Source organism: Methylorubrum podarium (genome assembly GCF_040270385.1).
In the GTDB taxonomy this organism is placed as follows: domain Bacteria; phylum Pseudomonadota; class Alphaproteobacteria; order Rhizobiales; family Beijerinckiaceae; genus Methylobacterium; species Methylobacterium podarium.
This window is the reverse complement of the sequence record NZ_JBELQE010000040.1, coordinates 1-19,410: the sequence shown is the minus strand read 5'-3', so window position 1 is coordinate 19,410 and position 19,410 is coordinate 1. Positions and strand designations below refer to the sequence as shown.

Here is a 19,410-nt window from a genome sequence, read left to right as displayed (position 1 = left end):
AGTGATGTCCGACGCGACGAGCGTCATGCCGTGACGGGCTGGCCTGGAGCCGGGCTGATCGAGCGGATCAGCCAGAACTGAGGGAGTCAAACATGCAGCGAGGTCAGCAACGCCTTCCGAGCGGACATTCGAACAGGCAGGGCGGAAGGTCCGCAACGGGTCAGCAGCGTGGATTCGAGGCGCGTGGATGGATTGTCCGAGAGGGATCGATAGCTGCGTTCGGCAAAACCGACGCATGAGACCCACCGCTTAGCCACTGCACTCAGCCGACTGCTCCAAGGCCGAGTTGGTCCGGCTCACCCAGTTCAGTGAGGTGCTGCCTCACGAGGTGGTTCAACACAGAAACCAAAGACCGCTCATCAACCTTGCCCGTGCGCGGATCGACCCAGATCTGGTCCGCTGCCTCGACGGCGATACGAGCTGGCCAAGTTAGCCATGCATCACGGATCGCCCGCGCCTCCTCGAAGAATGCCCTTTCGGCGGCAGCACGGTCGATGAGCGAACCCGCCTTCACGTCGAACTCCTGCTGGCGGAGCCGGGCTAGGTACGTCTCCTTCAAGGCCCGAGCTTTGCCTAGCGGCATAGCCTTTCCGTCAACCAGAACGAAGGTACCTTCGGCTTCCTGTTCCAGCTCGTCGTCCGTTGCATCAGGTGTTGCATCAGCCGTTGCATCAAACTCTGATGCACGGGCCATGTTTTCGGCTTCCGTCAGGCCTTCCCGCCGACCCGATCGGGTCAGGTCGATGTTGGCGGCTCGATCCACTAACACCTCTGAAAGCAACACCTTTTGCCCGTAGGCACGCACCTGTCCGGCCTTGATCTGACGGGAGAGCGTGCTGCGGTTGATGCCGAGTCGCTTGGCGGCCGACGAGATGGTGATGAGGGGTTCGGACGTGCTCTGTTGCATCAGTTTCGAACCCTGTCGCTAGGAATGGTTGGGGCCCCGACCACCCGTATAGGTTCAGGGGCTCCAGGGGCCCTGACGGTTCAGGGTCAGGCTGCCCCTAGCGGGGTGAGTCCCTGCCGACGGATCTCGCGGTCCATGCTGGCTTGAGAGGCGGAGGCGCCGGCATCGGGCTGGACCACCGCAGTCATGCCGCGGCGTTCGAGTTCACGGCGCATGGAGGCGGAGGCGAGCACCTGGCCGGAGGTTGTCTGTACGGGCTGCGGGCTGGGCTGGGCGGATGCAGATTGCGGGGCGGGTCGTTCGGCCGGCCCGGACACGGGAGCAGCGGTGGCGCCGGGCGAGTGTGTCGCCTGATAGGCCTCGATGTCCCGCATGAGGGCATCGAAGTTGTGCTGCTCATCGTCGGTGAGGGAGCGGCTGCGCAGGATGACCCGCTCGCTGTCGAGGCGGGCAAGGGCAGCGCGGTACTCGTCGTCGGTACGGATCGGCATCGGGGTGTCCTGTCAGCCGGAGGAATGGGAGGGCGCCCGCGGCCCCGACCGAAGCCGGGTCATCATCAGCGGGCGCATCACCGAAGGGGAAGGACACCCTCCGGCGATCTCGGGTCAGGCAGCGGCGCGCTGGTCGATCAGCCACGCGGCGAGGTCGAACTCGATATCGACCACGTTGCCCCAACCGTGGGGGGTGGTCGTGGCGTCGGCGCTGCCCGCATCCGCCTTCCGAGCCTGGCGCCACTCCGGCGTCTCGGACGATGCGGCGACACCGAGTTCGATCGCCCGCTCGGCCACGGGCCAGGGCACCAGGGTGACCGGGGAGGTGACCATCGTCGGAGCGTTCGCCCGTCGGTGATACGAGAACGGCGAGATGACGTAGATCTGCATCTCGGCGAGATCGAACGGCACCGGTTCGGCATAGTCCTCGCCGACGGGCAGCTCGTGCCCGATCTCGCGAGCTCGGACCTTGCCGGCGGTCTCGCGCAGACGCTCACCGAACTCGGCGGCGATGCGGATCGGGTCGGCGCCCTCGATCTGGGAAGGCGCGCTGTACGTCGACCAGGGCTTGAGTTCGGCGCGGATCTCCAGGCCGGGCATCGCCTGCACCAGCCCGTGCAGCAGCAGGTTGCTGGCGATCGCGAGGGGACCGGCCGGGCCGTTGACCGGATCGAACTGACCGGCGGCAGACCCGCTGATCGTGATGGCGAGGCCGGTATGCGCCTTGGCGACCTCGGCCAGCGCCTTGGCGAGGCGGTCGCCGGCCTTCTGGATCTCGGCCGCGTTCCGCTCGAGCCCTGCGGCGACCGCTTCGATCTCGGCCGTCTGGCGCTCGGCTGCGATACGCTGCTCAGTCGCGACGATGCGGCGCTCGACCTCGGCGAGGGCATCGGCGATGCCGGTGGCCGTACCCTCGATATCGCGGCAGGCCCGCTCGGCATCGGCGATGGCGGCGGCATCGGCGCCCTGGATCAGCGCCTCGCGGCGGCGGGCGACGGCCTGCTCCAGTTCGGAAGTGAGAGCGGTCTGCCGGGTCTGGAGGTTATTGCGGGTGGTGACGAGGCCGGTAAGCTCCGTCTCGCAGGATACGGCCTCGGCGGCCAGCTTGGGCTTGCGCATAGGATCTCCGTCAGAGCGTTCGGGTGCGGCCTGCCGGTGAGGCGAGGCGGTGAAGGTCGGGAAGGGGGCGGATGGGCGTACCGTCCATGAGGAGGCGGCCCTGCAGCGCCCCGCGCAGGTAGTCGGCGACGCTGATGCCGCGGGCGGCGGCCGTCCGACGGATGGCGTCAGCCATGTCCTCGGTGACGGCGGCGCTGACGCGCTCGGGAAGGGTGATGTGGAGCGTCATGCCTCTGAGGCTGACGCATTTCCGTCACGGGCGGGACTGTACAAAACGTGACAACGCACGTGACAAACGTGACAGGTGTCGGTCGGGTCAGGTTTGCATCAGATTTGGCTCAGTTCCGAAGCTTGATGTCTGCACTGGGTCGATTTCGTTGGAAAACTCGGGACAGGCCCGAAGCAGCGCCGCTAGCCGCGGATTCAGGAGAATATCCTGCTTCCGGATCGCACGGGATACGCGGCCCTAACGGTATCGCATCACTGGCAAGAGATAAATATTCTTCGATGACCTGTGCTGGGCAGCGCTTGGCGCACTGCCTTGGAGTTTTTCACCAAATCGGTGGGTATCGGACCGTAGTTCTTGGCCCCGAAGCGGATGTTCAGCCCCTGACCCATCTCGGCCCCCCACGATGTTCGGTCACGGGCGACTCCATCGAGCGTCGGCGGCCACCTCTGGCCGACAGCTGGTATGCTGCTAGTGGCTCCGGATCGCGCAGCCGGAAGTTTACGTTCACGGCACGGGTAACTCGGGAAACTCAAAGTATAAATTTTATGTGATATTGCTGTTGATGCAGCAGCTCTTGTAGTAACTCACTGTGGATTATGTTGGCAATACGTGATATTGGCAGTTTAACTTCTTCTCGCGCCGGGCGTGCATTGGGATGGTTGTCTTAAAAATGTATAGGGCGACGGACGCGTGCGGATGCCATATGCTACAGTCGAGCGTTCACCCCTTATGAGCGGCTCACCAACCCTTGAGATAGACACCGAACAAAATGGCAGAAGCTGGCGGCCCGACAACGCAAGACGGCATCTTCTACCAGAACAGCGTCGCAGCTTTGTTTCTAGCTGAACTGCTTAGTCTTGAGCCGCGGCCGCCGCGCGAGCAGGTTGTAGAGGTTCGGGTCGAAGCGCCTTCCCATGTGGACGACATCGTCGTTTCCTATGCGGACGGGCATCGCGATTGGATTCAGGCGAAATCTCAGCTGCGGGGAACGGGAGAGGCCTGGACTGACCTTTGGCGAGCATTCGCCAGCCAACACCTCGATGCCGACGTTGGTGCAAAAGACCGCTTGGTGGTGGCTCTGGGCCGTCATGGCGGCCTGGCCGACGACCTGCAAGCGATTATTGAACGTACTCAGGCTCCGACCGAGGCTGAATGGAGATCGCGCCTGGGCGTCGGTCTCACCCAACGGCTGGCCTCCATCGAGGCGGTATTGATAGAACCCAAGCTCGTTTACGACATACTGCGGCGCGTCGAGCTTCGTGTCATCACACTAGGTGACATCGAAGCGACATTTCAAAGGCTTGATCTCGGGACGGCGTCAACCGTGCCGCAGCATTTCCTGGCCAGCCTGCGAGACTTAGCCGGCGGCTCTGGAAGAGTTCGCGGGTCGTTCCGAGCGGCAACTTTGCGGCAGACGATCGCGCAGAATTTCGGCGCCAACCTGCTCGAGCCTCGTGACTGGGGTCTAGCTGCCTATCGCATGGCCGTCCTAGAGCTAACGCGCGTCGAGCTGCCAGCTCGTGGCGTTAGCGCCCCCGTCGGGAATGTTTTCATCTGGCCACGCGCCAAGCTTCTGGGCGGCTCTCCTGTCGGCGACTTCGAGGACGAGACTCCCACTTGGGATGCGGAGGAAGGTGAGGCCAATATCGACCTAAGGGGCTTCCCGAACGATGATCTGGCGCGGGTCGCGGTGGTGGCCGGCCCAGGTTTCGGCAAGTCGACACTCCTCCAAGCGGTGGCCGGCAAGCTGGTTCATACGCCCATCGTCCCAGTCGAGATTGGGCTAGGGAGCTTCGTCCAGTCAGACCAAAGCGTCGTCGAATACTTGGATAATCGGATCAATCGCGAGTTTTCGATTCGCGTCGACTGGCGGCGCCTTGCAGATCAGGGGCTGTGCTGCGTACTATTCGACGGGCTTGATGAGGTGCCATCGTCCCACCGTGCGGAGGTCATCCGACGGATCGGCGTCTTCTCAGCCCGCTTCCCAATGGTTGCGTGGATGCTCACCCTACGCGATCCAGCTGTTCTCAACGCGCCATTGGGCGGCGAACTGATCGAATTGCAGCCATTCGGGCTTCGCGAAATTTCAGAGCTAGTGGATAAATACAGTTCTTTCACACCTGGGCTCAGCTGGCCGGCCTTCTCCGACACGCTCGACGCCTATCCCGACATCGCCAGGCTAGCAAAGATCCCGCTTTTTCTGGCGATCCTCTTGAGCGCATGGTCAGCGGGTAAGGAATTGCCCCGTAGGCGCGCCGATCTCATTGAAAAGTATCTGGGACTGCTGTTCGACCCTGATCGGCGCAAGGGCGTCCGAGAGCCGCGCATGGGGGCGCTCGCTCTACGGAAGATCGCTCAATCCATCGCGTTTGCAAGTCTCGAGCGGGAGGAGATTGGGCTCTCTGAGCGACAGGCCTTGCAGCAGATCGCCAACGTAACCGCCGAGCCGGCCGACGCAGTGCTCGCCCAACTCTCAGGCGCGGGCGTCCTGCGCAGACGCGTCGATGGGCGCCTTCAGTTTCCCTATCCGATCGTCCAGGAATATCTAGCCGCTGTTCAGCTAGTCGACGAGTATCCCGAGGCGATTACTGAGCGGATCGCCGATGTGGTGAAACGTCCGTGGGCGCAGGTCGTGCAATTTGCCCTGGAATTGCTCGATGATCCTACAGCGCATATCGGCCAGATGCTGCAGGCGCCGGATGACGCCTTCTCAACCAACCTGAGGTTAATCGGTCGCTGCGTCGTCAACGGTGCTCGGGTAACACCTGAGTTAAGAGAAAATATTGTAGTTCTACTAGCCGACTTGTGGGGTAGCGCCGGATGGTCGATCCGGGAGCGGGTCGGGCGGCTATTCGTAGATGGCTTGGCTCGGCCCATCCATCACGAAATCCGTCGCAGACTCGGTTGGCAATGGGTCACTCAGAGCGGCGGTGGTGAGATTGTCGTGCGCGAGAACGACCCCCTCCTCACGCTGGAAGTCGTCGATACATTGCTTGAAGACGGTTTGGGGGTCTTCATGCCTACGCGCGACTTAGCGCCGGCGCTGCAGAAGGTGGCCTCGGACGTTGCCCTACGTATTAGCGTTCGAACTTATCGCCAAGGGACTACGGCAGATGAACTCTATGGCCTGACGGACTTTCTGGAGCAGATTCGCTTGACGCAGGAAGATTCCCATCTGCTAACTAAACTTGCGGAAGACACGAACCTGCCGGCCTTCCTACGGTTAGGGGCGTCCGCTGCCATGGCGGACCCGCCAAACGAAGACGTACTTCGCGCTGCGCGGGTTGCGCTAAGCAGTGCCGACTGGCGCAACCCCGGCGCCTGCATCAAAATCTTCGCGCGGGCGATGGACACCATCGCCGAAGTTGGAGCGGTCCTCGCTGATGAGGGCGTTTCCAAGAGTGGGAAGAACTATTTACTCGGCGCGATGAGTAAGCTCTTCGCGGACGACGAGGCCCGCCGCGCAGCAACTAGGGCTTGGCTTCTGAGGGAAGATATCGCACCGCGCTACCGCGATATCCTTCTGATCTTTGGCGCGCGTGGCGGCGATCGGACCTCCTTCGCAGATCTGCTCCACCGTCTTGACCAAGTCGATTGCGACGTCGCTGTTGGCACGCTTCTGACACTCAACCGGTTTCCAGAAATAGAACTCGGAGCCTTGGCGCGCACCAAGCTTGCCGAACGGTCTGATCCGCCGACCGCTCTGCCGAACCTATTGCAAGGAGCAGTCTCTGGATTGACGAGCTTGGTTGATGAATTCGGCTGGTACGGCTATGGGCTCCACAACGCGCCCTTGCACCCGGATACTAGGAACTGGACGGATATTATAGACAAATGGATCAGCATTCCGGATCTAAGCCAAGTAAACCGCTTGAGATTGATCGAAAGCGCCATCATGCTTCGTCCAGAATTGGTCGATGAGCTGATGACGATCGTCCTATCCGCAACTGATCCGGATGGATCGACATGGGACGAGGACGAATACGGCCATGTACTGCGAAATGCGGTCGACTCCCTTCGGAGGCGTGGCTTGAAAATCCCCTCGCAATTAGCAGAAACCTTTGTGCTCGCGAAGCGTCCGAACCTGCCATACGCTGGAGTAGCAATCATTGCTGCAGAAGCTACCCCTGAGGCTTTGGAACGACTCCTGCGACTTTACAATGTTAAGAGGAAGAATCGCGAAGTGTTACTTGAAGCAATCGAGGTGCTAGCAGCTAGGCTCGATCGTCGCATTTTTGCCGAAGACCTCAAGCCCAATTGAGGGTTGAGGGTCGTCACCGTGAGCGCCTTTTTCAGCGCGTTCCGAAATAGTACAGCACTTGAGGCTCGGAACCAGCCGCGGTGCTGATTTCTGCTGCTGCCGCGATAGCCACCTAGGGAGTCGCGCTGGCGACATTTAGGAAAGAGGCATCGTGACTTTGATCGCCGATATGGGCGCCAAACCGAATGTCCGGTTCAGGGCCCTCCGCTTACGTCAGCAAACCACCTATCCGAGCATAGGTCTCGGGCTTATCAAGCTCCCCATATGCAGACGTTCTTCACTTCAGCAAAGGGCCGATAGCGATTGCTGCCGATCTCATCACCGTATCAAGTCTGCTAACAAGAGTTTGGCCGGAGGGTAGTTTCTAGCACTCCGAATCCTCGATTTCTGGGCGCCATTCGCTCTTCCGATGTTCGCCACTTTCGATGCCGACCCGCGCCCGCATCCTATCCAACTTTGCTTCCATCTCCAGGGTGTGAGCGCCCGCCGGATTGGAACCGGCCGCCTCGCGCTCGCGACACCTCAAGCGGTCGTTTGCCTCGATCTGCTCATCACGCCGTGCCTCCGGGCTCAGAGCGTCGGACACATCGGCATGTTGGAGCGCCGGGCGCACGTTCTCGTACCAATGAGCCAGAGCCCGCTCACGCTCGGCATCGCTCGGCACACCTTCGACCGTGGCGCCGAGCACTGCGTCGATGCTGCCGAGTTCGTGCTTGCGCCTAGCGACGATCCTGTCGTCCTCGCGGCGCAACTCCGGCGGCTTCGGAGTGAAGCGCGGATTGCAGTCGGCGATGCGACCCTGCATCCAGTTGAGTAGGGTTTGACGGACAGCCCAGAGTGGTAGCCCCATCAGCGAGGCGACGAACATGCTGACCATGTCGTCCAGAGCTTCTTCGCTAAGCCGCAGGTCGAGGCCGGCAATCCACTTCAGCAGGGAGGTCCGGATCTCGTCTTTCGCCGCGGGCGAGAGGGCCCGTCTCAGGTCGTCGGCGCGCCGCGTCAGAGCCTGCCGCTCACTGTCGGTCGGAGCGGATCGGCTCGAGATCGAGTATCGGCCCGGAGCCTCCCACTGCGCCGCGCTCCGAAGGCGGGTCACGAGGGCGTCGATCTCCGGCGTTGGGTCGTCCACCGGCTGGGGGATCGTCGAAGGGGTCAAAGCGGCCATTGGCTTCACGCTCCATGCGGTCGCGTCTGAGGAGGGCGGTTGCTGCGCTATCGCGGCCGGTGCCGGAGCTGCGGCCTGCGGAGTTGCCTGGGCGCCGGCCGGGCGGCCCGAAGCGGCGAACGCGGTTGCGCCAGGTCTTCGCCCAATCGAGCTTCAGTGCAGCAGCGCCGGGCACGCTGGTCCAGTGATCCACGAACTCGGCCTCGGCCTCGTCGATCTCCGCCTCGGTCCAGCCAGCATCTCGGGCAAAGGCTCGCCCAGCTGGGCTCACCCGGAAATTCTCCGGTAGCCGGTGCCCCTTCTTCGCGCTCGTCGGCGCGCCATCCCCCTGGGGTAAGGGGGTTGGGTTTTTAGAGGGGTATGGGGAGACCTTTGTCTCGGGGGAACCGGTGTAAGACGGTTGAGACGTCTTAGACGTCTTAAGCGTCTTAATCCTCGGACTCGGCCGCTTCGGTGTCGGCCTCGGCCGCTCGACGCGTCTTCAGCCGTTCCTGATACCGCTTGTTGCGGGCCGCCCTGATCTGCCGTTTCTCTTGGTCGTCAGCATCCTCGATGCGCTCGACGGCCGCGATCAGAGCCTCACCCAGAAGCCCTGCGGCCATCAACTCGCGCAGCACTGCGCTGATGTTCACGGCTCAAGCCTTGCCGGCTTCCGCGTCGAGGTCGGCGTCGAACCACCCAGCGAGCTCGCAATCCATGGCACGATCGATGTCGCTGTCGGCTCTGACGGCGATGCTGGTGCTGGCGTCATCTGAGCGACGCACGATCGTCATCAGCCGCGGGAAGCCGAGCCTACGCACAGTGAAGGTAGTAGCTTCCTCTGTCGTCGCCGGCCGGATGCGGTGGGTCTCACCAGGATGCGCGCCGAACCAGAGCACATCGACGGGGCTAAGATCGGGCATCGGTGTAACCTTCTACCTTGCTCGCCCTTCGGCTCGCGCCATGTCGTCCGTCTCGCAACGGAGTTGGACAGATGGATCGTGAGCGTGACCGCGACGCTGCCGAAGAGCTGATCGAAGACGCCCGGAAGCAGACCGGCGGGGGCGAGCCGAAGGAGCGGCCGGGCCAGGGATCGGATTTGCCGGGCGGTGACGAGAGCGCCGACAAGCCGAAAGACTGAAACCGCTCAGGCATTGGCCGGCCACGCATCGACTGTCGAGCGGCGGGCTTAAGCAGACCTGTTGCTCGGCATGGGGTCTGAGATGACCTTGCGCAGCTCAGGTGCTGAGTGTGGCGCGCGGGACGTACCAGTGCCCGCGCACCTTGAAGCCGGCACCGCGACGGGCCCTCTGGCGGGCGCTGTCCTTCGAGATCGCCCAAGCCTGCGCTGCGACCGCCAGCGGCACGGCGTCGAAGAGATCCGGCGGGGGCTCGGGCCCCTCAACCGCCAGGACGGCACGGAGGGCCTGTGCAGCCCGCTCAGCAGCCTCCAGGGCCGCAACGCAGGCCGCGCGCTCCTCGGTCGTCATTCGGTCGGCAGTCGCCCGCCGAGGGCGCGGAGGGCAGCCAGGGCGGCACGTGAGACCTGAAGCCGTACCTCGTGATCGCTGAACCGCACGGCGGCGGCGTCCGACTTGCACTGTGGCAACGACGCCAGCGGGACGCCCTCGGCGCTCAGCACCAGCGCGCAGCCACGCACGCGCATCGGCACGTAGTCGAACGAGAAGCGAGCGAGAACGCCAAGGGCGCGGTCGCGCTCGCCCTCAGACAGGGTGATGCCGGTGATGCGAGGTTCAGCCATTGGCCTTGCCCTCCCGGCCGGTGGCCTCGCGCTCGGCGAGCCACGTGTTGAGGGTCGATCGGCGGGCACATACGGTGCGGCCGATGCGGAACGTCGGTATCTCGCCCGCCTCAACGCGGTGGCGTGTCGCCTTCTCCGGCATGCCGAGGAAGGCGGCGATGGCGGCCACGCGATAGAGGATGTCGCTGTTTTCGGTGACGGGTTCCATGCTGCAAGTCCTGCTACTTCGCTGCTACACCGGATGGCCGGGCATCGCGGGGCATGCCTTAGTTTCCAAGGGCTTAGCGGGTAGAGCCCGTCAAAAAAGAAAGGCCGCCCGAAAGCGGCCTTAGTGCAGATATTTCAATGACTTAACCGGGTTATGAAGGTTGTCCTCCATGTAGCCCACGACCTCGTCGCACTTGGCGCCGACATCGGTCGAGGCCGTGCCGAGGACGAAGTCGACCACCTTCTCGCTGACGCCGAAGGACTGGAACAGGTCCAGGATCGGCGAGCCGTCGTAGTCGAGAATGACCCCGCGCAGAGCGGTGACCCGCAGGTGCTCCAGCGTGATCGCGTGCTTCTTGCGCATCGTGATCAGCTTGCGGTTCACGAAGCCGAGCACGGTCTCCAGCGAGATCCCGCCGCCATAGGCCGCCAGCATGTTCTGCACGTCCGTGGCGAGCACGCTGTCTTCGTGCGGGATGTGCGGGACGACGAAGGCCTTGGGCTTCTGCCGGCCGCGGGTGCCGAGCGAGGCCGGCCCGCCGCGCGGGCGGGTCGGCAGCAGGTTGAGCACGCCGTTCTCGATGGTGACGATGACGGACGTGGTCGGGACGGGCTCGTTCGTGAACAGGCCCAACTGGTTGATCCGCCCGTACTGGTTCGGGACCAGCGCGACGTTGGCGGTCAGCGAGGAGGCGGCGAACGCATCCTGGTTGAAGATGTCGAGGATGGTTTCGGGCATCGGCTTACGCCCCTTCGCGCACGAGGATGCCCGCCGCCTTCAGCTGGCCGATGGCCGCCGCGCGCTTCGCTGCATCGTTGATGGTGGAGCCCCAGGTGAGGCCGTTGTGGCTTGCGGTCGCCTCGCGGGCGACGATCACGGCCTTCTGATCGGCGCTGGTGGCGTCGACCGGGAAGACGAGGACGGCGACGGCCGTCTGGGAGCCATCCGAGCCGGTGGCGGCGCTCGGCACGTACTTGCCGGACGCGGTGAGCTTGCCGAGCACCTGCCCCGACTTCAGTTTGCCCGAGCCGGAGGCGATGATCGCGGTGTCCCGCGAGCGGTAGTTCTCCGCCTCCTGCTTGAGCCAGTCCGAGGCGACGACAGCGGTTTCGAGCAGGGGCATGGATCAAGCCTCCTTCTTGGTGAGGCCAGCACGCTTGATCTCGCGCTCCATGCTGGCGGTGGAGGCGGCGACTCCGGCCTTGCTGCCGGGATCGGCGGGGACGTGGCTGGCGATCGACGTGTCGTTCTCCGCCGCCACGAGCTTGTCGAAGAGCGCGGTGCGGATCTGCTCGACGCTCTTGCCCTCGGCGAGCAGCGTCGCCGCTAGGTCCTCGGGGATGCTCGGATCCTTGCGTCGGGCCAGCGCCACGAGGTTCGTCGCCTCGCCGGCCGCCGCGATGCGCTTCCTGGCGTCGTCGACGGACACGCCCTCGGTGAGCAGCGTCGCGGTCATGCCGGGCACGCCGCCGTCGGCGCAGAGCCGGGCGATCTCGCCGGCCTGGGCGCGGGAGATCGTGGTGCTCGCGTCCACGGTCTGCTTGCCCTCGGCAGCCGAGATCTCGCCGTCGAGGCGGGTGACCTCGGCAGACGCGGTCTCGAAGTCGCGGGTTTCGTCATCGGTCATCGAACGGCCGCGCGCGGCGGCGACCAGTTCGGACATGCGGGCGGAGGCCTTCGCGCGATCACGGCGAAGGGCTGCCAGATCGGCGGCCATGGTGTCGTCCTTCGGAGAATGGCGCGGATGCGCCGGATTGCCGGCTCGGGGCCGGATCTCGTGCGGGGTTCAGCCCCGCGCCGCGCGGGCCGCCCGGCGCTCGGCCGAGGCGGTGCGGGTCAGCTCGACGAGGCTGCGCTCGTAGGTCTGCACGCGGTCGACCATGCCGGCGGCGACGGCATCTGCCCCGACCTTCACGCCACCGCGGCCGAAGTCGCTCTGCACGCGGGCCGGGGTCGTCTTTCAGCCGCGTGCGACGTCGGCGATGAACTGCGCCTCGATGCTGTCGAGGAGCGAACGGATCTCGGCCGCGCCCTCGTCGGTCTGCGGATCGGGCCGCTTGTTCGGCGCGCTCGACGAGACGATCTCGATCGACAGCGTGCCGGAGGCGTCCGGCTCGACCTGCTTCGGCACCGCCGCCACCACACCGATCGAGCCGACGATGCCGGTCTTCTCGACCGCGACTTCCCCCGCGGCCGAGGCGAGCCAGTAGGCGGCCGAGGCGCAGGTGCCGGTGACGTGCGCCAGGACGCGCTTGCGTCCCCGCATGGCGTAGATCTGGTCGGCGAGCGCGTTGATGCCGGTGGGCGAGCCGCCGGGCGAATCCACCATCAGCAGCACCGCGCCGACGTCGACGCTGTCGCGGGCGAGCGCGAGGTCGCGGGCCAGCATCGCCGCCGAGGTGCCGGTGCCGGACATCTCGGTCATCAGGTTGGCACGTGGGAAGATCGGGCCCACCACCGGGATGATCGCCACGCCCTCGCGGGTGAGCATGGCGTAGCGGGCACCCTCGAGCCGCTGCGCGGTTGGGCCCGCCGCGGCAGCGAGATCGAGCCGGAACCAGTCCTCACCCTCGGCGGAGCGGCGATCGGCGCGGCCGTCGCGGTCGAGGCTCGCGAGCGAGGCCATGAAGTGCAGGTAGTCGGGACGGATCGCCCACGGCTCGGCCGTCAGGGCGCGCAGGGCGCTCGTCATCGCGGCTCCTTCGGTGCGTTGGATCGGGGTGGATCGTCGGACTGCGCGGGCGCGGTGGCGACCGGCGCCTTCGCGGCGTTGCGCCCGTCCGAGGTGTAGGAGAGCTCGAGGTCGTCGGCCCGGGCGTTGTCGGCGGCGTTCTCGGCGTCGACCTGCTCGACGTCGTAGCCGGCCCTGGCGACGACGCGGGTGCGCGTCGTGAAGCCGGCCTGGACCTCCTTCATCTTGCCTTCGACGTCCTGCACCGGGTGGATGTACGGCCACGCCTGCGGCACCCACTCGACCGCGTAGGCCTGCTGCCGGGTCATGCCGGCCGGCAGCTTCAGCGCGCCGGAGAGCAGGGCGAGGTCGATCCAGCGGCGCCAGATCGGCCGGCAGAACTGATAGACGACCAGATGATGCTGCCAGCGCTCGACGGCGCGGCGGAAGTTGTTGAGCGCGGCGCGCAGCGTGCGGTCGTCCATCTGGCTGTAGTCGCCGCTCAGCTCCTCGTAGAGCAGCCCCACCGCCGCGGCGACGCTGCGCTTGGCCTCGCGCACGAAGGGCTCGAAGTTCGCCCCGACGTCGGTGGGCTCGCACATCTCGACGTCCTCGCCATCGGCGAGCACCTGCACCGTGCCGGGCTCCATCTCAACGACGCCAACGCCCTCGTCGTCGGCCGGATCGGAGCCCATCGGGCCGCCGCCGAGCTCGCCGTCGTCCGCCGCGTCGAGAGTGCGCTTGATGAAGGCGACGAGGCGGGCGGCGTTCTTCTTCCGCACCAGCTCGGCGTCGAAGTACTGGTCGAGGTCGTAGAGGGTGCGCAGCGCCCGCGCGAGCCAGGGTTCGCCGCGGTCCTGGCCGGGTCGGCGCGCCCGGTAGAGGTGGCAGATGTCGCCGGCCGGGACGAGGGTTTCCTCGATGCCCGCGCCGGTGATGATGCCGTCGCCGGGATGCTCCCGCCGCAGATAGTAGCCGGTCCGCGCGCCGATCGCATCGAACTGGATGCCCTGGCGGATGCGGTTGGTCCCGTCGGTCTTGAGGTGGTCGCAGTGGTCCCCTTCCAAGACCTGCAGCTGGAGCGGCACGGTGAGGCCGTCGGACAGGAGCCGGGTGCGCAGGCGGGTGAAGCTCTCGCCGCCCTCGACCATGCCGGTGACGGCGATGGCCTGCAGTCCGTAGAAGTCGTGCGCGCCGACCGAATCCGCCTCGTCGGTCCAGGCCAGGAACAGGCTCTGCAGTGCGGCGCGGAACGCTGCGTCCTCCTGTTTGACCCGCTTCGCCTGTTCCTCGCTCAGACCCGCAACCGGACGAGTGGCGATCGAGCGCGGGACGATGCCGGTGCCGATGATGTTGTCGACGAGCCGGTCGACCGCCGCGCCGGCATAGGCGTTCTTCCGGCTGAGATCGCGCGATTTCCGCCGCAGCTCGTCGAGCGCGTAGGTGATCGCGGCGTTCGGCCCCCAGGACCCGACCCGCCACGATTTCGAGCGTCGGCCGGTGCCGCCCGCGACCTCGTAGGGCGTCGTCTCGATCGCAGCAGCACCGCCCGCGAGATCCGCCGACGCCATCGCCGCGACGACCTCGCCGGTGCCCTTGACCCGCAGCCGTGTGCGGAACGCCTCGGCCACGGATCAGAACCCGCTGATGCCGACCATCACGACGCGCCGCGCGCGCCGCCGGACGGTGCCGGACAGCTTCGCGTCGAGGGCATTGATGCGGCCGACGATATCCCGGCGGGCCAGCTGCATTTCGCCATAATCGCGATACACGGTCGAGCCGCCGCCGTCGGCCTGCTCGACGCGCAACACGCCGCTGCTCATGGCGTCGTCCAAGCGGACGAGCTGCCGGCGCAGCTTGGCGAGGTCCTGTTCCGTCGTGTCGGTCATCACCACCTCGCCGGCCCCTTGCGGGCCACGCTGCGCCGGACGCTACGCTTCATGTTCCGATCGGCCAGCGAGCCGGCGATCACGGCCGGCGCGACGACCTCGATGGCGGGCGCGACCGATTGCGGCCGGATGCCGAGCGCATCCTCCAGCGTCCGCCATTGGGTCTCGCGCCAGCGGTCCCAGCCGCGCATCGCCGCGAGGCCGCGGGCGTAGTTCGGGCAGTCCAGCCACTCGTTGCGGCGCCCGCCGATCGGCACCCATTCCCGCCGGGTCTTTCCCCGGCTGAGGCTCACCACCAGTTCCTCGGCGGTGAGCTGCTGAACGCCATCCTCGGACACGTCCCGCGGGAGGTGGACGAAGCCGGCCGGGAATGCCGCGCCGGCCGCGGGCCGCTGCAGGCCGAGACAGCTCATCAGCTCCTGCTTGGCGAGCGAGACGCCGACCCGGACCGTCTTCAGGCCACGCCGGATCTTCCTGCCCCTCGGGTTTGCGTCCTTCGTGCCGAGGCCGAGGAAGATGTTCGAGTAGCTGTCCTGGCCGTCGATCGCGTGGATGTTGCCGCGCCCGGCCTGGGAGCGGACGAAGGCGTAGACCACGTCGGTGAAGGCGCTTGAATCGATACCCCAATCCCGCACCGCCATCTCGGCGCCGCTGGCGTGCTCCCAGGTCTCGTCGAACAGGGCCGCCAGTTCGCTCCAGACCGCCGGACGGGCGGTGTCGCCGGTCAACACCCGATGCTCGACGAGCCAGCGCTCGCGGTTGCGCCCGAAGCCCCAGATCGAAACCTCGAGGCGATCCTTCTGTACGTCGACACCGCCGAACAGGATCAGCGCGCCGTGCGAGACTGTGCCGGACAGGTAGTCGTCGCGCCGGGCGTAGACGTCTTTCCACTCGGGAGCGTCGACACCCTCCCTCCACGTGCGGGCGAGCTGCGTATTGAAGAAGGTCCGCAACGCTTCCGGCCCCCGTCGCAGCGCCCGCGCGAACTTCGCGACCGTCTCCCTGATCGTCTGCTTCGGCGCGTAGAGCTTGGAGGCCTGTCCGCCCGCGTGATCGTTCGAGACCGCCAGGGTGCCGCAGCACCGGCACAGTGCCCGCCGCACCCCGTGCGCCAGGGGCGCCCACTGCTCGGGCACCTGCTTCTCGCCGCAGCAGGTGAAGCCCCTGGTCTGCCGCCACTCGATCGTGCGCAGCGCCGCGAGCCGCTGCGCCTCGCTCCACGGCCGCTCGCAGGCGATGCACTCGTAGCGCGCGCTCGCGACGATGATCTTGCCGTCGTCGTCCTTGTCGAACTTGACCTGCTCCCACTCCAGCGGCTGCCACGTCGGACAGTGCGGGCAGAGGACGAAGGCCTTGCGCTGGTCGCTCTCCTCGTAGCTCGCCTCGATCGCCGAGCGGCCGGCGACGGTGGGCGAGCAGGCGAGCACGGTCAGGCTGTTGGTCTTGAACTCGGCCTGCCGTTCCTCGGCGAGGTCGATCGGCGGGCCCTCGCCGCCGGCCGAGAGCGGGTACTTGTCGATCTCGTCGCACACCAGGAGCCGGATCGGCCGCATGGCGAGGTTGGTCGGGCTGTTCGCCCCGACGAGGGTGATGTGGCCGCCGGGGAACTGCTTGTGCGTCAGGGTGGCGGCGGCGTCGCGCGACTTGGCCTCGCCGAACAGTTCGAGGAGCACCTTCGTATCGCGGATCATCGGCGCGAGCCGGTCCTTCGAGAAGGTCTCGGCCGCGTCGTCCTTCGGCAGCACGCCCAGGATCGGGCAGGGGTCGACGTGGATGAATCGGCCCGTGATGTTCTCGATGACCGTGGTCTTGAGGAGCTGCGTGCAGGCCATCAGCGTCATCTTGCTGACGCCCGGCTCCGTCGCCCACAGCATCGGCCCGCGCGCCACCTCGACCTTCGCGGTGATGAACTTGCCGCCGTTCGAGCTCTCCTTGCTCAGCCTCCGGAAGCGCTCCGCCCACTGCACCACGTCGAGGTTCGGCGGCGGGGTCGCGCCCCGGCGCCACGAACGCCTAAGACTGCTGGTGTCGAGATAGGTCGAGGTCGGAGGGCTCGCCGAGTTCGGCGAGGTGCTTGTTGACATAGTCGCTCAGGACCTGCGTCAGCTCGCGGGCATCGATCTTGAGTGCATCGGCCATCTCGATCGCCACGCGCGCCGGCCACGCGATCCAGGCATCGCGCATGGCCCGCGCCTCGTCGAAGAAGGCGGCCTCGGCGGCGGCGCGGTCGACGAGCGCGCCCTGCTTGACCGCGTGCTCCTGCTTCCGCAGCAGGCCGAGGAAGTTCTCTTTGCGCTGCGCCGCGAGGTTCAGCGGAAGGTTCGGATTGTCCGGGTCGAATTCGACCGGATCGGCCCCGACCTCGTCGTTCACCGGTTCCGGCGCGGGCGGGGCGGGCCGCGGCGCGGCGGCGGGGCGTGTGGGCCGCCCAACCGGCTCCTCGTCTCGCGGAATGGCCCGCACCGGTCGGTGTGCGACGCCGCCGCGATAGGTCGCCGGCCGCTGGTCGAGGTTCCATTCCGAGGCTTCGACGTCGACGAGGCCCGCCTCCGTCATCGTGAGGAGGCCCCGCTGCTTCCACTCGGTGACGGTCTTCTTCGAGACGCCGCGGCGGCGGGCGAACTCGGCTTGGCTGACGAAGGCGGCGGGTTTCGGATCGGCCATGTCGAGCATTACCCGTTACCCGTTACCCACCGCGTTACCCGGTTTTCGGACCCTGGCGCTAGGAAACTCCGGGGCCCCGACCACCCGTATAGGTTTGATGCTCTCAGGGGCCCTAGCCACTCAGAGGACCGGTAAGTGCCTATCAATCGAGGCGTGAAGTCCCGTGGAGTTGCCGTCGCTGGCTACCCTGATCCTCGACCGCGCCTCCATTTCACCCAGATGCGCGAACGACAACATCTGAAGCAGGTTAGTTATCTACCGCCCGCGCTCGCCGTTCGACGGCGCAGGTTCGGTAAGAGGGGACGTGCGCCCATGCCGAACAAAGCTAAACGCGCCGAGCTCGCTCAGAAGGCCCTCGACGCCTACCTTCACGAGCACTCCGGCATCCGACGCTGGTGTCATCCACGAGCATCGGACGTCATCGGAGAGTGTGACATCATCGATCTCGTCACCGACCTGATGCTCTTGGCCGAAGCGAAAGGTCACGATCCTTGCGGCGTGATCCGGAAGGTCGAAGCACACCTACAAGCGGAGTCTGGGTTGAGTTGCTGATCTCGCGCCTCAATCCAGGCGCAAGGAGACAACGAGATTGAAGCGCGGTTGCGCGGCCTATGTGAGTGGTCCTAGCGACGGACTTTGCAGACTTGCGGCCCGCGCACGCGCCGTCTTCTTGCTGTGGTGCTTGGCGCAGAGCGCTTGCCCATTGGCCGGGTCGAGCGGCGCACCGCCGTCCCGACGCTCTACGATGTGATCGGCGTAGAGCCTGACGCCGCCGCGCCTGCCGTGGGCCGCGCATCCTGGCGCCTGGCACTTCCACCCTGCGCGCTTCAGGACTGCCTCGCGCCAAGCCCTGTGCTCGGGGGTCAGGAGTTCGGAATCCGTCTGCTTCGGGGCTGGACGCGCGGTGCGAGCGTCCAATGTGCCGAGGCGCGGGGAAAGGGTGGCGAGACGGGCCATGACCTACAGTGTCCGGCGATTATGCGCCCCGATCACCCGCATAGGTTTGAGGTCTCCAGAGCCCTGACTGTCGAGGGGGGGAACTCATTGCCACCGGTGGCTCGCGCCAGACGTTCCATACGTCGCTAGGGAGCACGTGGGCGACCAGGAGCTTCCGGTGGACGTTGCCGATTGGCCGCTCGCGTCACTCCCATAGGAGAACCCGAGATAGCGGAGGGCAGGCGCTCATGCCGAACGAAGCCAAACGCGCCGAACTCGCTCTGAAAGCTCTTGACGCGTACCTGCACGAGCAATCCGACATCCGACGCTGGTGCTACCGGCCACCAGCCGAGGAGATCGGCAAGAGCGACATCATCGATCTCGTCACTGACCTGCTGCTCCTCGCGGAGAGGAAGGGGTTCAATCCTTCTGAGGTGACGCGCATGGCAGAGGAACACCTGCGGGCAGAGGGTCGCCGCAAATGTTAGCTCGATCACCACAGGCTGAGCAGCCGCGCCTTGGGCGACGCCCGAGTGGGAGGTGGCGGCAATCGCACCACAGCAGGTTTTTCCCCTCCCGTCCCCGAACTGCGCTACGGTGCATCTCAGCCCGCCAAAGCTGTCGAGTGATTAGGAGGGCGCACTGTGCGTTTTGATTGTGACTCAGAGGGTGCCTGGATCGTCGATCCGGAAGACCTCGCCCGTAAGCTCGGAATGACATCGGCTCACCTTAAGAGCCAGGAGCGTCGCGGATTGGTCGGGAGCCGTGTTGAGACCGGCAGCGGCGCAGATCAAGGCCGATCTCGTGTGACGGTCACGACCGAATATTCCGGCTGGCAAGGACTGTTCGACGTAGGTGGCGCTCTTATAGGCGAGCGCTTTCTCGTACCCGAAGATTGCGATGTTGCCGCGTCGACCGCTCTAAGCGGCAGGCACTAGGCCGTCGATAGCTGGCCTCAATCCCCGCCACCGCCGCCATCGCCACTAGAACAGGACGAGCCGCTGTCCGAATGGGGCAACGAGGCCGAGCCGCTGACCTGACCGGTATTTTGGACCGAGCCGAGTGAGAGGCTACTGCATGGCCGCTGCCATGGGTAGCCGGAAGGCCAGATCGGGGAAGCTAACAGGCG

The 19,410-nt window shown here is 65.8% G+C and carries 25 protein-coding genes; 5 read left to right on the top strand and 20 right to left on the bottom strand.

All coding sequences use genetic code 11. The features are described 5' to 3' along the window. Positions 1 to 262: 262 nt before the first annotated feature. From ABS772_RS06325 to ABS772_RS06310, 4 genes are all read right to left on the bottom strand, one after another. A complete protein-coding gene (locus ABS772_RS06325; protein ID WP_350393044.1) occupies positions 263 to 907 on the bottom strand; it encodes a MerR family transcriptional regulator in 645 nt (214 codons plus the stop codon). Positions 908 to 993: 86 nt separating this feature from the next. Continuing rightward, entirely contained in the window at positions 994 to 1,398 is a 405-nt protein-coding gene (locus tag ABS772_RS06320; protein WP_350393042.1) for a hypothetical protein, read from the bottom strand. Positions 1,399 to 1,512: 114 nt separating this feature from the next. Then, complete coding sequence (locus ABS772_RS06315; protein ID WP_350393040.1) at positions 1,513 to 2,517, bottom strand: hypothetical protein; 1,005 nt, start codon at positions 2,515 to 2,517, stop codon at positions 1,513 to 1,515. A gap of 10 nt (positions 2,518 to 2,527) precedes the next feature. After that, positions 2,528 to 2,746 carry a ribbon-helix-helix protein, CopG family gene (locus ABS772_RS06310; RefSeq protein ID WP_350393038.1) on the bottom strand — a complete coding sequence of 73 codons (219 nt, stop codon included), beginning with the start codon at positions 2,744 to 2,746 and terminating at the stop codon, positions 2,528 to 2,530. Positions 2,747 to 3,515: 769 nt separating this feature from the next. On the opposite strand from ABS772_RS06310, the gene ABS772_RS06305 reads away from it, so the two are divergent. Then, the gene (locus ABS772_RS06305) at positions 3,516 to 7,007 is read left to right on the top strand and encodes an NACHT domain-containing protein (RefSeq protein WP_350393036.1); all 3,492 of its coding nucleotides are present in this window, start codon (positions 3,516 to 3,518) and stop codon (positions 7,005 to 7,007) included. A gap of 364 nt (positions 7,008 to 7,371) precedes the next feature. Here ABS772_RS06305 and ABS772_RS06300 read toward each other — a convergent pair whose 3' ends face one another. From ABS772_RS06300 to ABS772_RS06290, 3 genes are all read right to left on the bottom strand, one after another. Continuing rightward, on the bottom strand, positions 7,372 to 8,172 hold the full coding sequence (locus tag ABS772_RS06300) for a hypothetical protein (RefSeq protein WP_350393034.1): 801 nt from the start codon (positions 8,170 to 8,172) through the stop codon (positions 7,372 to 7,374). A gap of 428 nt (positions 8,173 to 8,600) precedes the next feature. Continuing rightward, positions 8,601 to 8,804 carry a hypothetical protein gene (locus ABS772_RS06295; protein ID WP_350393032.1) on the bottom strand — a complete coding sequence of 68 codons (204 nt, stop codon included), beginning with the start codon at positions 8,802 to 8,804 and terminating at the stop codon, positions 8,601 to 8,603. A 3-nt stretch (positions 8,805 to 8,807) separates the two neighbouring features. After that, positions 8,808 to 9,074 (bottom strand): hypothetical protein, encoded by a 267-nt coding sequence (locus ABS772_RS06290; RefSeq protein ID WP_350393031.1) that lies wholly within the window; start codon positions 9,072 to 9,074, stop codon positions 8,808 to 8,810. Between the two features lie 71 nt (positions 9,075 to 9,145). Here ABS772_RS06290 and ABS772_RS06285 point away from each other — a divergent pair, with 71 nt between their 5' ends. Continuing rightward, positions 9,146 to 9,292 (top strand): hypothetical protein, encoded by a 147-nt coding sequence (locus tag ABS772_RS06285; protein ID WP_350393029.1) that lies wholly within the window; start codon positions 9,146 to 9,148, stop codon positions 9,290 to 9,292. A gap of 97 nt (positions 9,293 to 9,389) precedes the next feature. Here ABS772_RS06285 and ABS772_RS06280 read toward each other — a convergent pair whose 3' ends face one another. The 12 genes from ABS772_RS06280 to ABS772_RS06225 form a co-directional block, all read right to left on the bottom strand. Beyond that, complete coding sequence (locus tag ABS772_RS06280) at positions 9,390 to 9,641, bottom strand: hypothetical protein (RefSeq protein WP_350393027.1); 252 nt, start codon at positions 9,639 to 9,641, stop codon at positions 9,390 to 9,392. After that, positions 9,638 to 9,913 (bottom strand): hypothetical protein, encoded by a 276-nt coding sequence (locus ABS772_RS06275; protein ID WP_350393025.1) that lies wholly within the window; start codon positions 9,911 to 9,913, stop codon positions 9,638 to 9,640. Before ABS772_RS06275 ends, ABS772_RS06280 begins: the two co-directional genes overlap by 4 nt. Beyond that, a complete protein-coding gene (locus ABS772_RS06270) occupies positions 9,906 to 10,121 on the bottom strand; it encodes a helix-turn-helix transcriptional regulator (RefSeq protein ID WP_350393023.1) in 216 nt (71 codons plus the stop codon). Before ABS772_RS06270 ends, ABS772_RS06275 begins: the two co-directional genes overlap by 8 nt. Before the next feature lie 120 nt (positions 10,122 to 10,241). Next, positions 10,242 to 10,859: a major capsid protein gene (locus ABS772_RS06265; protein ID WP_350393021.1), complete on the bottom strand. Its 618-nt coding sequence runs from the start codon at positions 10,857 to 10,859 to the stop codon at positions 10,242 to 10,244. A 4-nt stretch (positions 10,860 to 10,863) separates the two neighbouring features. Next, entirely contained in the window at positions 10,864 to 11,244 is a 381-nt protein-coding gene (locus tag ABS772_RS06260) for a head decoration protein (RefSeq protein ID WP_350393019.1), read from the bottom strand. A gap of 3 nt (positions 11,245 to 11,247) precedes the next feature. Beyond that, the gene (locus ABS772_RS06255; protein WP_350393017.1) at positions 11,248 to 11,838 is read right to left on the bottom strand and encodes a hypothetical protein; all 591 of its coding nucleotides are present in this window, start codon (positions 11,836 to 11,838) and stop codon (positions 11,248 to 11,250) included. 69 nt (positions 11,839 to 11,907) lie between these two features. Next, a complete protein-coding gene (locus ABS772_RS06250; RefSeq protein ID WP_350393015.1) occupies positions 11,908 to 12,063 on the bottom strand; it encodes a hypothetical protein in 156 nt (51 codons plus the stop codon). A gap of 18 nt (positions 12,064 to 12,081) precedes the next feature. After that, positions 12,082 to 12,813: a S49 family peptidase gene (locus tag ABS772_RS06245; RefSeq protein WP_350393013.1), complete on the bottom strand. Its 732-nt coding sequence runs from the start codon at positions 12,811 to 12,813 to the stop codon at positions 12,082 to 12,084. Further along, on the bottom strand, positions 12,810 to 14,363 hold the full coding sequence (locus ABS772_RS06240; RefSeq protein WP_350393074.1) for a phage portal protein: 1,554 nt from the start codon (positions 14,361 to 14,363) through the stop codon (positions 12,810 to 12,812). The genes ABS772_RS06245 and ABS772_RS06240 overlap by 4 nt, the downstream gene beginning before the upstream one ends. Positions 14,364 to 14,426: 63 nt before the next feature. Then, complete coding sequence (locus tag ABS772_RS06235) at positions 14,427 to 14,681, bottom strand: phage head-tail joining protein (protein ID WP_350393011.1); 255 nt, start codon at positions 14,679 to 14,681, stop codon at positions 14,427 to 14,429. Continuing rightward, positions 14,681 to 16,765 carry a phage terminase large subunit family protein gene (locus ABS772_RS06230; RefSeq protein ID WP_350393009.1) on the bottom strand — a complete coding sequence of 695 codons (2,085 nt, stop codon included), beginning with the start codon at positions 16,763 to 16,765 and terminating at the stop codon, positions 14,681 to 14,683. The genes ABS772_RS06235 and ABS772_RS06230 overlap by 1 nt, the downstream gene beginning before the upstream one ends. After that, positions 16,695 to 17,345, bottom strand: a complete 651-nt coding sequence (locus ABS772_RS06225; RefSeq protein WP_350393007.1) for a hypothetical protein — start codon at positions 17,343 to 17,345, stop codon at positions 16,695 to 16,697. The genes ABS772_RS06230 and ABS772_RS06225 overlap by 71 nt, the downstream gene beginning before the upstream one ends. A gap of 312 nt (positions 17,346 to 17,657) precedes the next feature. Here ABS772_RS06225 and ABS772_RS06220 point away from each other — a divergent pair, with 312 nt between their 5' ends. After that, on the top strand, positions 17,658 to 17,897 hold the full coding sequence (locus ABS772_RS06220) for a hypothetical protein (protein WP_350393005.1): 240 nt from the start codon (positions 17,658 to 17,660) through the stop codon (positions 17,895 to 17,897). Positions 17,898 to 17,954: 57 nt separating this feature from the next. Here ABS772_RS06220 and ABS772_RS06215 read toward each other — a convergent pair whose 3' ends face one another. Further along, on the bottom strand, positions 17,955 to 18,302 hold the full coding sequence (locus ABS772_RS06215) for an HNH endonuclease signature motif containing protein (protein WP_350393003.1): 348 nt from the start codon (positions 18,300 to 18,302) through the stop codon (positions 17,955 to 17,957). A 227-nt stretch (positions 18,303 to 18,529) separates the two neighbouring features. On the opposite strand from ABS772_RS06215, the gene ABS772_RS06210 reads away from it, so the two are divergent. Next, positions 18,530 to 18,769, top strand: coding sequence for a hypothetical protein (locus ABS772_RS06210; protein ID WP_350393001.1), 240 nt, complete (start codon positions 18,530 to 18,532; stop codon positions 18,767 to 18,769). A gap of 156 nt (positions 18,770 to 18,925) precedes the next feature. Further along, positions 18,926 to 19,219, top strand: a complete 294-nt coding sequence (locus ABS772_RS06205) for a DUF6522 family protein (protein ID WP_350392999.1) — start codon at positions 18,926 to 18,928, stop codon at positions 19,217 to 19,219. Positions 19,220 to 19,410: the final 191 nt, after the last annotated feature.